This window comes from Hwanghaeella grinnelliae (assembly GCF_004005845.1).
In the GTDB taxonomy this organism is placed as follows: Bacteria; Pseudomonadota; Alphaproteobacteria; order UBA8366; family Aestuariispiraceae; genus Hwanghaeella; species Hwanghaeella grinnelliae.
Map to the genome: position 1 here is coordinate 261,990 of NZ_SADE01000003.1, position 14,386 is coordinate 276,375.

Genomic DNA, 14,386 nt, shown 5'->3' on the forward strand with positions numbered 1-14,386 from the left:
AACACTCCACCCCAGTTGAGACTGTTTAACGGGAGCGGACGATGGGTGACGGCGACTACCGAATGATCAAGGTTGAGGCCCCGGCGGAGCATGTGCTGCTGGTGACCCTGAACCGGCCCGAGGTCGCAAACGCCTTCAACACCCGCATGGCCGAAGAACTGCTGGATGTCTGGACAGGCATCGCCGCCGCCCCCGAAACCCGCTGCGCCGTGCTGACCGGTGCGGGCGACCGCGCCTTTTGCGCCGGGGCGGATTTGAAAGAACGCAACGGTATGTCGCCGGCGGACTGGCACAAGCAGCACGACCTTTTCGAACGGATGGCCTATGCCCTGATGGACTGCCCCAATCCCATCATCGCCGCGGTGAACGGGGCGGCCTATGCTGGTGGTTTCGAATTGGTCCTGGGCGCGGATTTTGCTTATGGCGCGCCGTCGTCGCGCTTCGCCCTGACGGAAGTGACGCTGGGCCTAATCCCAGGCGTCGGCGGCACACAGAACTTGCCCCGCGCCATCGGGCTTCGACGCGCGAAGGAACTTCTGCTCTGCGGCCGCCCGTTCAGTTCGGAACAAGCCCTGGATTGGGGTGTCCTCAACCGGATTTGCGACCGCGAGACCTTGTTGGCCGATGCCTTGGCGACCGCCCGGCAGATTGCCGGCAACGCCCCCTTGGCGGTCCGCCAGGCCATGGCCGCAATGGACGAGGGCATCGACCAGCCCCTGCCCCAAGCCCGCCGGACCGAGATCGAGCGCTATACCCCGCTGATCGACACGGAAGACCGGCGCGAAGGCATCGCGGCCTTCAATGAAAAGCGCAAACCGGATTTCAAGGGGCGCTGACCCCACCGCCTTCGGCGTCGCGTATCGCTGCATCGGTAAGCGCGCCCATCCAAGCGATGCTATCCCGCAGCGCCGCACGGCAAAAGCCGTCGAAAGCCTCCCGCTCATCCCCGGCCAGCCTGCGATAATGCGCGAAGGCATAATGCAGCATCAACGATGTGGTTCCGCCGTAACACGCACTTGCGGCCCGGCTGTTACCGGCGTCCGGCCCGTCGCCTTGAAGAACAAGTTCTTGAAACCGCTCGATTGCCACATCAAGGCCGTAACTCTGTTCCAACACGGACAGCGCCTCATGGCGCCACGCGGCAAGGTCCTGCGCATAGGCAGACAAGCCCGATTTCCGGGTCGACGCGGGTAGGACTTTCCCGGTCGCCGGAAGAGCATCGATCAGCGATTCGATCACCGCGCGTGGGTCACCGCCTGCCGGTTCGAGCACCAGTTCCCCCGGTGGGCATGTAATCGTACCGTCGATCCGCGCGCCGTCGCTGCAATTGGAAACCGCAATCCCCGGATGCGCCGCCGCGAAGGTACTGAAGAAGGCTTTGTTGAACAGGAAGGTCTTGTTGGTGAAAACCTTATCCCGGAAATTGCCGGGCACGGCGATGTCGAAGCGATCCATATTCGCGCCGGAACGCCAATAGGCGTCGTCACCGGAACCGGCTTCCCATGCGTAGAACGACGCATCGGAATGATGTTTTTCCTTTTCCGCCGTCCCCATATCCACGCCGAACAGATAGACCCGGCGTGCCCCGGCCCAGGCGGCCGCGCGCATCGCCAGGTTCGTCACCGTCGGGCCGGCATGGTTCCATGGCCCCACATCGCCGCCGAACAGCAAAGTGGGCGTGAGCCCTTCCCGGAAAAAACCCACCACGCGCCGGAAATAGGGCGGGATGCGCGGGTCCACGGTCAACGGACACAGCAGAGGGATATCGCTGATATCATAGCGTTCCGCGACACCGGCGATAACCGTGTGGATATCCTCGACATTCTCGATCTCGCAATGAAGGTCGGGTTTCAACCCATATCCCAACAGGGCGCTCAATGCCGTACCACCGCTGATCAGCAGCGCGCGGTCGCGCAGCCGGCGGATTTCTTCGATGGAGCCATCCAGCGACGGTCCACTGCCGACGACAATGGCCGGAATGGCATGGGGGGCGAAATCCTGCGGCGGCGCGACTTTGATGCTGTCTTGGCGCATTACCCCCACGGCGTTACGCAGCATCAGGCATTCATCCTCGACGAACCCGTGGGAACTGCCCAGGGTCGGCAGCATTTCCGAAAATTGCCGATGCGCGTCGTCCAGCACGGGACTGGCATAGTGGCGAAGCCCATAGGACCCATCCATTGTCAGGGCACAATGGCGCCGCATACCCTCAAAGACACGGGCCGCAAGGACGATCGGGCTGGCATCCAGGTAAAGGTGCAGGCGCCCGCCTGCGGCTTCCAACCCGTCGATCACCGCGGCCCAATCCGTGACCCGCAGGCTGAGCGAGACGAATTCGGGAAATTGTTCAGCCAGAAAGACGTCACGCACCGATATCGATTTCAGCAGCAGCGGAATATGCAATCCCAGGCCGACGCCAAAACTGATTAGCGCCCCCGGACGCACACCGGGGCTCACGCCGGGTTCACCACTTTCCGGGTCAGGTAGCGGGCCGAAGCGCTCGATGAGCGCCTCGTAAAAAGGCTTTTCCCCCTTCACCCAATCGGAGTCGAGAGGCGGCGGGTTGACGAAAAGGCGGCTGGGCTTTGCCAAATATCGGGCGACCTGCCCGGCCGCATAAGCCGCCGCGCCGCCCGCATAAAGCCTTGTATGGCCAAGGTCGATATTGATGTCGCCGCCACCCTCTTCCGCCACAAGGGCTGGAAACGCCACCGGACGGTCTATCTTTTCAACAGTAGCGGGCGGCAGATGCCGCCTCAGCGCGTCGATATTCCTGTGATATAGTTCGACAGACATCAGTGGAGACGGCGAATGATTGGAAGACAGTGCATTGTTTTACCGATTCTAGCGCTCGCGGCCATGCTGACCGTTGGAATGACCCCTCCCGGACCGGCCAATGCCCAAGAAAAAGTGGATCTGGAACTGGTTATAGCGGCCGACGGGTCCGGTTCCATCGATGACGAAGAACTGGCCCTGCAACGGCGCGGCTATGCCAATGCGGTCACCGACCCCACATTGCTCAGCCTGATGACCGGCGGCCTCTATGGCAAGACGGCCATTCTTTACGTGGAATGGGGCGCCGCGGATTCGGTCCATACGATTGTCGACTGGACGATCATCGCAAACAAGGAGGATGCGGAAGGCTTCGCCCAGCGCCTGCAGACCGCCCCCCGGAAAGCATTCGGCTACAACGCCATCAGCGCCGCCATCGACTATGCCGTCCTACAGTTCGAGGTGAATGGCATAGAGGGGTTGCGGCGGATCATCGACGTATCCGGCGACGGGCCGAACATGAACGCCCGCCCGGTGACGATGGCGCGCGACGAAGCCGTCGCGCAAGGAATCACGATCAACGCCCTTGTGGTGAAGACCCGCGGCGGCGGATATAGAGGCCCCGGCGGGATGCCGCTGGACGAACATTACAGGCAACATGTCATCGGCGGTATCGGTGCTTTCGTGAGGATCGCGGACAAGGACACGAGTTTCGCCGAAGCGGTACGGAACAAGATGCTTCTGGAGGTAGCCCGGGGCGTTCCACAGACCGCCGCGGGACCCGCGGACGAGAATCGGACGATCATCGACTGACGGCGTATTCTAGATTGGAAAGGTTGTCCGAAATGACCGGCAAGACAGATCTGGCCCTGGCATCGGCCACCGAGCTCATGGACCTTTATCGCAGCGGCGGCGCCTCCCCGGTTGAGGCGGTACAAGCGGCTGTCGACCGGTACGAACGGTTTGAGGAATCCGTCAACGCCTTCGTCCACTTCGATGCGGAGGGCGCCCTGAGCGCCGCCAAGGCATCGGAGGAACGATGGCGGAAAGGCGAGCCGCTGGGACTGGTCGACGGCGTTCCAGCCACCATCAAGGACCTTGTCCTGATGAAGGGCGTGCCGACACGGCGCGGCTCGCTCACCAGCGACACCGCACCGGCAGTCGAAGATGCCCCGGTCACCGCCCGCCTGCGCGAACACGGTGCGGTCCTTCTGGGCAAGACAACAACGCCGGAATTCGGCTGGAAGCCGCTGACGGACTCGCCCTTGACCGGCATCACCCGCAACCCGTGGAATACCAGCCGAACACCCGGCGGCAGCAGCGGTGGCGCTGCATCGGCCTGTGCACTCGGGATCGGGGCCTTGCATATCGGAACCGACGGCGGCGGATCGATCCGCATCCCAGCGGCTTTCAGCGGCATTTTCGGAATCAAGCAGACCTTCGGTCTGGTCCCGGCATATCCCTTGTCCCCAATGGGAACGGTTGCCCATGTCGGCCCAATGACCCGCACAGTCACGGATTCAGCCTTGATGCTGAACGTCATCACTCAGCCGGATATCCGAGATTGGTATGCGGTTACCGACGGCGCGGAAGATTACACCGAAACATTGGGAGCCGGTGTCGCGCAAATGCGGATCGCCTTCAGCATGGACCTGGGTTACGCGAAGGTCATGCCGGACGTCCAAGCCAAGGTCAGGGCGGCGGTGAAAGTCTTCGAGGATCTGGGCGCCACGGTGGAAGAAGTCGATCCCGGCTTCGCCTGTCCGGATGTCACCTTCAACACGCATTGGTACGCCGGTGCGGCTTCCATCTCCCGCAATTTTACCGACAAGCAGATGGCGATGATCGATCCCGGCCTGCGGGAAGTCATGTATACCGGCCGTACCTATCCGCTGTTTCACTACATGGACGTCACAAAACAGCGGGAGGACCTCGCCTATCATATGGCGAAATTCCACGAGACCTATGACCTGCTTCTTACGCCGATGATGCCGGTGACGGCGGTCTCGGTGGACAACGTCCTGCCGGCCCCGGACATGTCCAACTGGCTGGACTGGACGCCGTTCAGCTATCCGTTCAACCTGACCCAGCAGCCTGCCGCGACGGTTCCCTGCGGCTTCGGTGATGATGGATTGCCTGTCGGTTTGCAAATCGTCGGGCCGAAATTCGCCGACAATCTGGTGCTGACCGCAGCCAAGGCTTTTGAAAACGTCTGCCCGTTCGTAATGCCGGACGCACCGAACGTCACGCATGGGTCCTAGCAATTAACCGCGCCAGGAAGCCCCACTATGCATGACGGCGTTGGGGCGGGGCCTCGCCCTATTTGCCCACGGTCTGGCCGGGAACGACGGGGGCCGTCACACGCCGGCCGACAATTTGTTCGCGGTAGAGCATATACAGGCCGCTCGCCACGATGATCGACGCGCCGATCACCGTCGGCAGATCGGGAATGTCGCCGAAGAAGACAAAGCCGAAAATCGCCGCCCATACCAGGATCGTGTACTGGTAGGGCTGCAGCACCGCGGCGGGCGCTTCCTTCAACGCCATCACGAAAAGCACATGACCGGTGATCGACGTGCAAGCCAAGGCGAACAGCATGAGCCAGCCTTCGAGGTCTGGCCATGTCCAAAAGAACGGACCGACCGTCACACTGAAAGCAAAGCCGACCCAAGCCATATAAAAAAGAGATGTCTCGGAACTGTCGCTTCTGCTGACCAGTCGGGTGAGAACCACGTAGAGCGCGAACATCAACGCGCCAAGCAGCACCAGCATGGCAACCGGCTGAACGGCCGTGATTCCGGGCCGCAGAATAATCAGGACACCGACAAAACCGACCCCGACCGCCGTCCACCGGCGGATCCCGACCACCTCGCCCAACAAGACAACCGATAGAGCGGTGATCATCAAAGGGGCGGAAGAAAACAATGCATGCACGTCCGCCAGAGGCATGTAGTGCACGATCCAGGCAAACAGACCGATCTCAACCGCGATCAAAAGGCAGCGGACGACCTGCAAGACCGGCCGTTTGGTTGCCGCCGCTTTCTTGACCCCGCCCCGTTTGGCGACCCAGGCAGTTACGAATAGGGCAAAGGCCGCGAAACGAACCAGCAGGATCTGCGGCGCCTCGTATTGGCCGATTAGCGTTTTAGTGATCCCGTCCTGACTGGCGAAAATAAACACGGCCAGAAGCATCAAAACGATGCCCCGAACGGAGGACGTATCGGCGTTGGCGGATGCTGTGTTTGTCATCGGACATCGCTATCCCAGTGCCGGATCGGGTGCAATCGCCTACGCGGCACAGCTCCCATGCAGAATATGCAAGGGATCGACAATTCCTCACCGATTACTCTGGGGCCAGCTCAAACGCGCCTCGGCACATGCCAATAGTCAAAGGGTTCCAGAACTTGCCGGTGATCTTTCCGTCCTTAACATAGCCGCTGACAGACCAGGCGCTCAGGTAAAACATCTTCCCGTGAAAGCGTCCCGATGGCTGAACGGTCGCCCGTATTGAGACCGAACCCAGTTCGGGTGAGGTGATTGCTCCGTTCAACGCGCCGCCCGCCACCTGCATTTTAATCGTGTGGGACGCTTCGTTGTTACATAGCAAGGACGGCTGCCCACCAGAATCCAACTGCCAGGTTTTACCAGCCCAGTTCAACGCCCGCGATGCCCCCGCACCAGATGTCGAGGACGACGTGACCGCCGGTGCCGCGGCCACTTGCTGCGGCGGAGATTGGGGTGTCGTCACGGACGGCGCTTGGGTGGGAGCTGGGGCCGGCGCTTGGGCGGAATGCCCGGCTTGCGCGACCTTATTGCTGTCCAAATCGGCCAGCCGTGCCCTGGCGAGCGTGACGAATTGCCCGTTAGGGAATTTCTGCAGATAGGCTAGGTAGTCGCCGCGACGATTGCTGTTTCCGATGGCTTCCCAGAATCGAAGATCAACTTCGATTTGATCCTGGTCGGGGGATTGCCGGGATATCACGGCAGGCGGCTGCGATTGCGCCGTCGCTTGCGCGGAGGCCGCGCCCAACTGGTCCAGCCGTGCCCTAGCCAACCGTGCGTAAAAGCCATCCGGGAATTCAGCAAGGAAAGCCTGGAAAATGGTGGGATCGTCGCTGTTCTTGATCGTCTCCCAAAGCGGGCCCGGGGATTGCCCGCCCAAGGTCTGTTGAGGCTGCGCATTGCCCAAACCGGCGCCGTTGAGAGCAGCGATGCGTTTTTCGGCGATCGAGGCGAAGAGACCGTTCGGAAAGGCGCTGAGGTAGCTTTGAAACAAATCGGGATTGTCGCTGCTGGAAATTGATTTCCAGTATTCAATTTCCACGGCTTGGTCGGTTGACGTCCGGCCTTGGGATTCCGCCGTTGGGATTGCTACCTGACCGCCCTGCCCGTCATCGACAAAATAAAAGTCGCCGGTCAGCGATGAAGACTCCCAGGGAACCTGCCTGTTGTTCGTCCTTTCCATCACCGCGACGCGGACCCGTTTGAAGACGTCTTCGACCTTCGCACCCTGCGTCCGCATGGATTGAGCAAGCGCCTGTGTATAGGGACTGTTCCGGCCGGTGCCGTCCTCAGCCACATTGCCGGGCGAAGTGGAATAGGCGAGCAGCGTGCCGCTGGGCGCGTCCATCCTGGCCAAGCCGCCGCGAACCGCCCGGGTGCCAGACTGGAAAGGATTGTTCCGGCACGCGTCGAGAATGACGATGTTCAGGCTGTTCCCGGCCCGTTCCAAGGCGGACAATACGATCGAAGCGCGAACGCCTTCGATATCCACATCCAATTCGTCGCGGATATGCGCGCCGATGGGGATAAGGTAGTTTTCGCCGTTAACCTGCACGCCATGGCCGGCATAATAGAACAGGCCGACCGCGTCTTTCCCGCCTTGTTCCAACTTTCGGCCGAAATCGACCACCGCGCGCTTCAAGTCCCGCTGCGGGACATCCTGATACAAGGAAACGTCGAACCCCAAGACCCGCAAGGTCGCCGCCATCAGGGACGCGTCCTGGGCCGGATTGCGAAGCGGCGCGAAAGAATAGTTGCTGTTGCCGATCACCAACGCATAACGCCCCGCCGCATGGGCCTTTTCGGAAAGGACTGCGGCGAAGGCAAGGGTGATCGCCAATATGGCGGCCGTCAGGAATTGTTTTTTGTTGACCATGATGCCCACCTGACTACCTGAATATGAACATTAGCAGACTTTATAAGTCTTTGACCATACTGCCTGTGCTTGCCCTCACACCTGGGGACCGGTAGAAACGCGCCGAATTTCCTTGTTTTCCCGCCATCGGGCCGGAACGAACAACCGACCGTCAGGTTCTCAACATGAACGCGCTTACCCCCGCCGCCGCCGCCGCAAACCGGCGCACCTTCGCGATAATCAGCCACCCGGACGCCGGTAAGACGACGTTGACGGAAAAACTGCTGTTGCTGGGTGGCGCCATTCACCTTGCGGGTGAGGTCAAGGCGAAGGGCGAGCGCCGGCGCGCCCGGTCTGACTGGATGAAGATCGAACAGGAACGCGGCATTTCGGTCACAACCTCGGTCATGACCTTCGAACGGCAGGGGATTACCTATAACCTGCTGGACACGCCGGGCCACGAAGACTTCTCGGAAGATACCTATCGGACGCTTACGGCGGTCGACAGTGCGGTGATGGTCATCGATGCCGCACGCGGTATCGAAACCCAGACCCTTAAGCTTTTTGAGGTCTGCCGGCTTCGCGACATCCCAATCACGACCTTCGTCAACAAGATGGACCGTGAAGCCCGCGACCCGTTCGAGATCATGGACGAAGTCGCCGAGACGCTTGCGCTGGATGTCACACCGCTATCCTGGCCGATCGGCATGGGACGCGAATTTCTGGGGTGCTACGACCTAGTCCGCGACCGGTTGATCCTGATGAAGAAGGATGGCGGCGGCGAGATCATCGACGTAACGGGCCTGGACGATCCCGCGCTTGAAAAACATCTGCCCGCGGAACGGGTCGAAGCCCTGCGGGACGAAGCAGGACTGGCCAAGGAAGCCTGCCCGCCCTTCGACATGGAATCCTATCGCGCCGGCCATTTGACGCCCGTTTTCTTCGGCAGCGCGTTGCGCAATTTCGGTGTCGCGGAACTGCTGCAAGGCATCGGCGACAACGCGCCGCCGCCGCGGACGCAGTCAACGGACAAACGCGAAATCGCACCCGGTGAAGACAAGGTCACCGGCTTCGTCTTCAAGGTGCAGGCGAATATGGACCCGAAACACCGCGACCGGATCGCCTTCATGCGGATTTGCTCCGGCCGGTTCAATCGGGGCATGAAGATGAACCATATCCGCTCGGGAAAGCAGATGGCGATCCACAACCCCATCCTTTTCTTCGCCGAAGACCGGGAGTTGGCCGACGAGGCTTGGCCGGGCGATATCATTGGCGTCCCGAACCACGGAACCTTGCGTGTAGGCGATACCTTGAGCGAGTCCGAGGATATCCGCTTCACCGGCATTCCGAACTTCGCGCCGGAAATCCTCCGCCGCGTTCGCCTGGACGATCCGATGAAGTCCAAACATCTCGGTCGGGCTTTGATCAGTCTGGCGGAGGAAGGCGTCACCCAGGTGTTCAAACGCACCATGGGCGGGGACTGGATCGTCGGCGTGGTCGGCCAGCTTCAGTTGGACGTTCTCGTCACCCGGGTCGAGCAGGAATACGGGGTGAAGATCAGCCTTGAGCCGGCCCCCTTCCAAACCGCGCGCTGGGTCTATGCCGACGACAAGGCAACGCTCGACAAACTGATCAAGGCGAACACCACCGCGATGGCGGAAGACGGTGACGGTCAGCCGGTATTCCTGGCCCGGAACAGCTGGGAGCTGAACTATCAGCAGGAACAGAACCCCAAGGTCCAATTCAGCGCCACGAAGGAGCGCGCCTAGGCGCGCCCCTTACGCTTGGCCCGCCCTTACCAGAGCGCGCGGGTCAAGGTGCTGAGCGCGGTCTTCTGCCCGCCCCCCTCGTCGAAATTGCCGTCCTCCAGCCACGTCTGGAAGGCCTCCCGGACCGCCGGCCATTCTTCCGCGGTGATAGAATACCAAGCCGTATCGCGGTTCCGCCCCCTGATGATGTAGTGGTTCAGGAACACCCCTTCGAAACGGAACCCGAACCGCAAGGCGGCCGCGCGCGACGGTGCGTTCATGGCATCGCATTTCCATTCAACGCGGCGATAGCCGAGCTTGTCGAATGCATGGACCATCATCAGAAAGATGGCTTCGGTGGTTCGGACAGATCCGCGCCATGCGGGCCTGAACCAGATATGCCCCAATTCGACGGTCCCGTTCTGGGGAACGATATTCAGGTAGCTGACCATGCCGCCGGCTTCGTCGCCTTCGGGTGTCAGCAACGCATAGAAGGACGGTTCCGCGGAACCCGCACATTGCTTCAGCCAAGCCATGGTCCCAGCCTCGTCGCCTGAGGGCATCAGGGGCATGAAACGCCATGATGTCTCCACCGTCAGCGAATCCACAACCGCTTCCTGCAGCAGGGCGCCGTGCTCTATGGGGTTCAGCGGCGCCAGGACCACATGGTCGCCCCGCAACGCCGTACGACCGGGATGAACGCCCGACGGCAGGGTCGTCAGATCGTCCATTTGCGGTCCCCTGCGGTTCCGGCAGCTGGCTGTGTCTTCCGGGGTCATCGATTTCATCCGCCTATCCTTCCAGGTATCAGGACGCGTCCATGCATCCCATTAGCGTTTTGCGACATAAGTTGGTACATATTCCGAGGGGGACTGATCTGATACAGTGACCAGCATGTCCAAGGTTGAAACATTCCACGGTATCGACGCGTCGCTAAGGTCCATTTTGGCCGGAACGACAGATCCGTCTTGCGTCATCCGGATTGAAACCGATGGCGATGCCGCCGTGGTTTGGTTCAACGATGGTTTCGCATCGCTGCCGCTTGCCATACCGCCGGAGCCAGGTGTCAGCCTGCGGGACCTGATCCCGGACGGGCACACGGAAACGACCGTGCGCCTGTGTATCGAGACGGGACATTCCCACACCTTCAAGCAGCCGCTGCAGACCACCGGCAAGCCCGGTATTTCCCATAGTCTGCATGCCATTCGCCTGAACGACAGCTTTGGGCCGATCGCCTTGCTGACGGCGTCGCCTTCCGAACCGGACAATACGGTCCATGCCCAGGGCAGGGTCTCTGAGCGCAATATCGTTCTGAAACAGGCCATGGACGCGTCGCCGGCGATGATCGCCGTGTTCGACCGACGGCACCGTTTTATCGACGCCAACCGGGCCTACCGGAACCGTTGGCAAATCCCGCATGACCAGGATATCGCGGGAATAAGCCTGGAAACCATCATTGGCCGCGACCGGTATTTCATCGTGAAACCCATGCTGGATTCGGCTCGTTCCGACGGTGCCGTGACTTTCGAGGTAAACTTCGAAGTTGATGGCAAAAGACCGCTGTTGCGTTCCACCGCCATGCCGCTTCGGCTGGGTCAGGACGACGCGGCCGGCATCATCGTCGCGGCCGAGGACATCACGGAAAATACCGCGACAAGCGCCGCGCTGGCGGGCACGGAAGACCTGCTGCGCCTGGTTACCGATTCCACGCCGAACCTGCTGACCTATCTCGACACGGATTTGATCTTCAAGTTCTGCAGCCGGGCCTATGCCGAATTCTTCGGCGGCACGCAGGAAGAACTTGAAGGCAAGCATATTTCCGACGTTATTCCGCGTGAGCGGTATGAAGCCGTCATCCCGGACCTGAAGCGGGCCTTTTCCGGCCAAACCAGGATCAATATCGGCAGGCATGCGCACAAGGATGGCGGGGAGGAATTGGTTGAATGGACATGGACACCCCATCACGATGCGTCCGGCAAGGTCGTCGGTCTGATCGCCTCAGGCCACGTGATTACGTCACGGTTAAAAACTGAAAACGCGCTGCGCGAAAGCGAGGGGCTGCTGCGCACCGTGACTGAGGCGACCCCCACCCTGATCGCCTATATCGACGATCAGCAATCGCTGACCTTTGCCAACCGAGCCTTCCTGGACAGCACCGGAAACCTGTATTCGGGCGTTATCGGTAAGAAGATTGAGGACGTCATCCCCCCTGCGCAGTATGACGTTCTAAAAGCTCGGCTTTTGCGCGCCTTCGTCAGCGGGTCGCTGGAAAGACTTCGGGTCGATTGGACGGATAGCAACGGAACTCTGCGATGCGAGGATTGGTCTATGGCCCCGCATCTCGGGTCGGATGGCAACGTTGCCGGTGTGGTTCTGGTCGGCTTGGACGTAGTCGACAGCGTCAGGAGCGAAGCGGCAGTCCGCGAGAGCGAAGCGACTTTGAGCCTAGTGCTCGATACGGCACCGACCTTGATCGCCAGCATCGATTCCGATCTGCGCTACCGTTTCGTGAACCCCGCATTCACGGAATTCTCAGGCATTTCCCAAGCAGATCTACGGGGCCAGGAAATCTCGGTGACGATGACTCCGGAACGATTCAACATCGTAAAGAAGATCGCGGAACGGGCGCTTGCGGGAGAGACCTTCAACTACACCGTCGGAATCATGAACGATCAAGGTGTGATGAAGGCGGTGGAATGGACGAGCAAGCCACAATTCTATCGAAACGGCACCAAGATCAAATACGTCGACTGGACCTATACGCCGCAGTATGACGAAACAGGCAAGGTCATCGGATATGTGACGTCCGGCGTCGACATTACCGATCGCCTGGAAAAAGAGCAGGCCCTGCGCGAGAGCGAGGAACGGTTCGAGCTCGCCACCGCCGGGTCCGCCGCGGGACTGTGGATATGGAATATCGGGGAGGACATGGTGTTTACCTCCCCCCGGTTCCGGGAAATCCTTGAGATTGAATCCAACAGTTCGGTCCATCCTTCCAACCTTGCCCTGGACAGGCTTTGTCGCGAAGACATGGAACGCCTGGACCGAGCAACCCGTGACCATATCGTCGACAACAAACCGCTGAACCTGGAAGCGCTTGCGCGAATGGAAAATGGGCGGGAGGTTTGGATTCATATCCGGGCATCTGCCGAACGCAAGCCGGACGGCAAGGCAACCAGGCTGGCAGGGTCCATCCACGATATCTCCGACCGCAAGGCAGCGGAGCAGAAGCTGGAAGAATCCATTCGCGACTTGGCCGCTGCCAATATGGAACTGGAACGTCAGGCCGAACAGATGGCCAAACTGGCGGCGGACTATGCGGCGGAACGCGACCGCGCGGAAGCGGCCAACAAGGCCAAGTCCGATTTCCTGGCGAATATGAGTCATGAGATACGCACACCGATGAACGGCGTGATCGGCGGCGCACAACTTCTTGCCACGACGGGTCTGCGCACTGAACAGGCAGGATACCTGGATGCAATTACCACATCGTCGGAAACACTTCTGTCGCTGATCGACGACCTGTTGGACCTGGCCAAGATCGAAGCGGGACATGTCGACATAGAAGAAGTCGATTTCGACCTCGCCGAATTGCTGCAAAGCATGAAAAAGATCTTTGGCCCGCGCGCTGCGGCGAAAGGTCTGGAATTCGCCCAACGACCAATCGAAAACAACCCCGGCATCGTGCATGGCGACCCGACTCGATTGCGCCAGATCATCATCAACCTGCTGGGCAATGCGGTGAAGTTTACGAAGACCGGTTCCGTCACGCTGTCCGCCAAGGTGGTCGAACAGACGGATGGCGGGCTGAGCGTGACGTTCGATGTCGTGGATACCGGTCTGGGTGTTCCGAAAAATCAACAGCACCGCCTGTTCGAGAAATTCTCGCAAGCAGACAGCTCCACGACCCGGCAGTTCGGCGGAACCGGCCTGGGCCTTGCAATTTGCCGCGAACTTGTCGCGCTGATGGATGGGGAAATCGGCTTCAAGAGCGAGTACGGGAAAGGAAGCCGCTTCTGGTTCACCGTTCCCTTGCAACCTGGCAAGGCCGGTCCCGCCGAAAAAGAAAAAGGCGCCGACGCGCCTTACCTGCGCCTTCCCGCCAGAACGCTGCGAGTCCTGATCGCAGAGGATCGGGAAATCAACCAGCACCTGATCAAGGCGTTCCTAGTGAAGGCGGGGCATGAAACCACCTTGGTCGGCAATGGCCGGGATGCTCTGAAGGCGTGTCGTGAAAGCAATTTCGACATCATCCTGATGGATGTTCAAATGCCCGATATCGACGGTTTGACCGCAACCAAACTGATCCGCGAGACCGAGTGGGAATCTGGGCGTCACACCCCCATCATCGGCGTCACGGCGAACGCCATGCGCGGCAGCCGGGAACAATACCTTCAATGCGGGATGGACGACTTCGTATCGAAACCCGTATTGCCGGACCTTCTGTTCGATGCCATCGGCCGCTGCACGGGGTTTCGCGGGCCCAACCAGGACGGCCGCAGCCGCGGCGGCGACAAAAGCCGCCCGACGGCGGCCGAATAACGCATAGCCGGAGCCGCCGGTCATTTCCGAGCCCCCAGGTCGAACTGCGCCGGATCCAGCCGTACTGCGCCACCGTCTCTCGCGAATGTGACATGAATTCAGCCCCTGCCGCATCGACACAACCCGACACATGGTACAGTAGGAGACCGAGGGTCACGATGCTTTGCCCGATCGGAAAGGAATATTG

9 protein-coding genes are annotated in these 14,386 nt (G+C 60.5%); 5 read left to right on the plus strand and 4 right to left on the minus strand.

What is annotated here, in order from left to right; genetic code table 11:
• The first annotated feature begins 41 nt into the window (after positions 1-41).
• On the plus strand, positions 42-836 hold the full coding sequence (locus tag EOI86_RS18220; RefSeq protein ID WP_127766936.1) for an enoyl-CoA hydratase/isomerase family protein: 795 nt from the start codon (positions 42-44) through the stop codon (positions 834-836).
• On the opposite strand, the gene EOI86_RS18225 is transcribed toward EOI86_RS18220, so the two are convergent.
• Complete coding sequence (locus EOI86_RS18225) at positions 823-2,796, minus strand: motility associated factor glycosyltransferase family protein (protein ID WP_127766938.1); 1,974 nt, start codon at positions 2,794-2,796, stop codon at positions 823-825. The genes EOI86_RS18220 and EOI86_RS18225 overlap by 14 nt on opposite strands.
• A gap of 15 nt (positions 2,797-2,811) precedes the next feature.
• Between EOI86_RS18225 and EOI86_RS18230 the strand changes: the two genes are divergently transcribed.
• Both EOI86_RS18230 and EOI86_RS18235 read left to right on the plus strand, forming a co-directional pair.
• Positions 2,812-3,585, plus strand: a complete 774-nt coding sequence (locus EOI86_RS18230; RefSeq protein WP_205032253.1) for a DUF1194 domain-containing protein — start codon at positions 2,812-2,814, stop codon at positions 3,583-3,585.
• Between the two features lie 32 nt (positions 3,586-3,617).
• Positions 3,618-5,033, plus strand: a complete 1,416-nt coding sequence (locus tag EOI86_RS18235) for an amidase (protein ID WP_127766940.1) — start codon at positions 3,618-3,620, stop codon at positions 5,031-5,033.
• A 58-nt stretch (positions 5,034-5,091) separates the two neighbouring features.
• On the opposite strand, the gene EOI86_RS18240 is transcribed toward EOI86_RS18235, so the two are convergent.
• Entirely contained in the window at positions 5,092-6,021 is a 930-nt protein-coding gene (locus tag EOI86_RS18240) for a DMT family transporter (RefSeq protein WP_127766942.1), read from the minus strand.
• A gap of 94 nt (positions 6,022-6,115) precedes the next feature.
• Positions 6,116-7,930 carry a caspase family protein gene (locus EOI86_RS18245; RefSeq protein ID WP_127766944.1) on the minus strand — a complete coding sequence of 605 codons (1,815 nt, stop codon included), beginning with the start codon at positions 7,928-7,930 and terminating at the stop codon, positions 6,116-6,118.
• Between the two features lie 164 nt (positions 7,931-8,094).
• Here EOI86_RS18245 and EOI86_RS18250 point away from each other — a divergent pair, with 164 nt between their 5' ends.
• Positions 8,095-9,678, plus strand: a complete 1,584-nt coding sequence (locus EOI86_RS18250) for a peptide chain release factor 3 (RefSeq protein WP_127766946.1) — start codon at positions 8,095-8,097, stop codon at positions 9,676-9,678.
• A gap of 26 nt (positions 9,679-9,704) precedes the next feature.
• On the opposite strand, the gene EOI86_RS18255 is transcribed toward EOI86_RS18250, so the two are convergent.
• Positions 9,705-10,388: a GNAT family N-acetyltransferase gene (locus EOI86_RS18255; RefSeq protein ID WP_161973893.1), complete on the minus strand. Its 684-nt coding sequence runs from the start codon at positions 10,386-10,388 to the stop codon at positions 9,705-9,707.
• A 163-nt stretch (positions 10,389-10,551) separates the two neighbouring features.
• Here EOI86_RS18255 and EOI86_RS18260 point away from each other — a divergent pair, with 163 nt between their 5' ends.
• The gene (locus tag EOI86_RS18260; RefSeq protein WP_127766950.1) at positions 10,552-14,199 is read left to right on the plus strand and encodes a PAS domain-containing protein; all 3,648 of its coding nucleotides are present in this window, start codon (positions 10,552-10,554) and stop codon (positions 14,197-14,199) included.
• Positions 14,200-14,386 lie beyond the last annotated feature (187 nt).

What these genes read in the sequence shown, in the direction of transcription:
- EOI86_RS18235 (WP_127766940.1), top strand. Translation starts at nt 3,618, where the DNA reads ATGACCGGCAAGACAGATCTGGCCCTGGCATCGGCCACCGAGCTCATG.
- EOI86_RS18220 (WP_127766936.1), top strand. Translation starts at nt 42, where the DNA reads ATGGGTGACGGCGACTACCGAATGATCAAGGTTGAGGCCCCGGCGGAG.
- EOI86_RS18260 (WP_127766950.1), top strand. Translation starts at nt 10,552, where the DNA reads ATGTCCAAGGTTGAAACATTCCACGGTATCGACGCGTCGCTAAGGTCC.
- EOI86_RS18250 (WP_127766946.1), top strand. Translation starts at nt 8,095, where the DNA reads ATGAACGCGCTTACCCCCGCCGCCGCCGCCGCAAACCGGCGCACCTTC.
- EOI86_RS18225 (WP_127766938.1), bottom strand. Translation starts at nt 2,796, where the DNA reads ATGTCTGTCGAACTATATCACAGGAATATCGACGCGCTGAGGCGGCAT.
- EOI86_RS18245 (WP_127766944.1), bottom strand. Translation starts at nt 7,930, where the DNA reads ATGGTCAACAAAAAACAATTCCTGACGGCCGCCATATTGGCGATCACC.
- EOI86_RS18255 (WP_161973893.1), bottom strand. Translation starts at nt 10,388, where the DNA reads ATGGACGATCTGACGACCCTGCCGTCGGGCGTTCATCCCGGTCGTACG.
- EOI86_RS18240 (WP_127766942.1), bottom strand. Translation starts at nt 6,021, where the DNA reads ATGACAAACACAGCATCCGCCAACGCCGATACGTCCTCCGTTCGGGGC.
- EOI86_RS18230 (WP_205032253.1), top strand. Translation starts at nt 2,812, where the DNA reads ATGATTGGAAGACAGTGCATTGTTTTACCGATTCTAGCGCTCGCGGCC.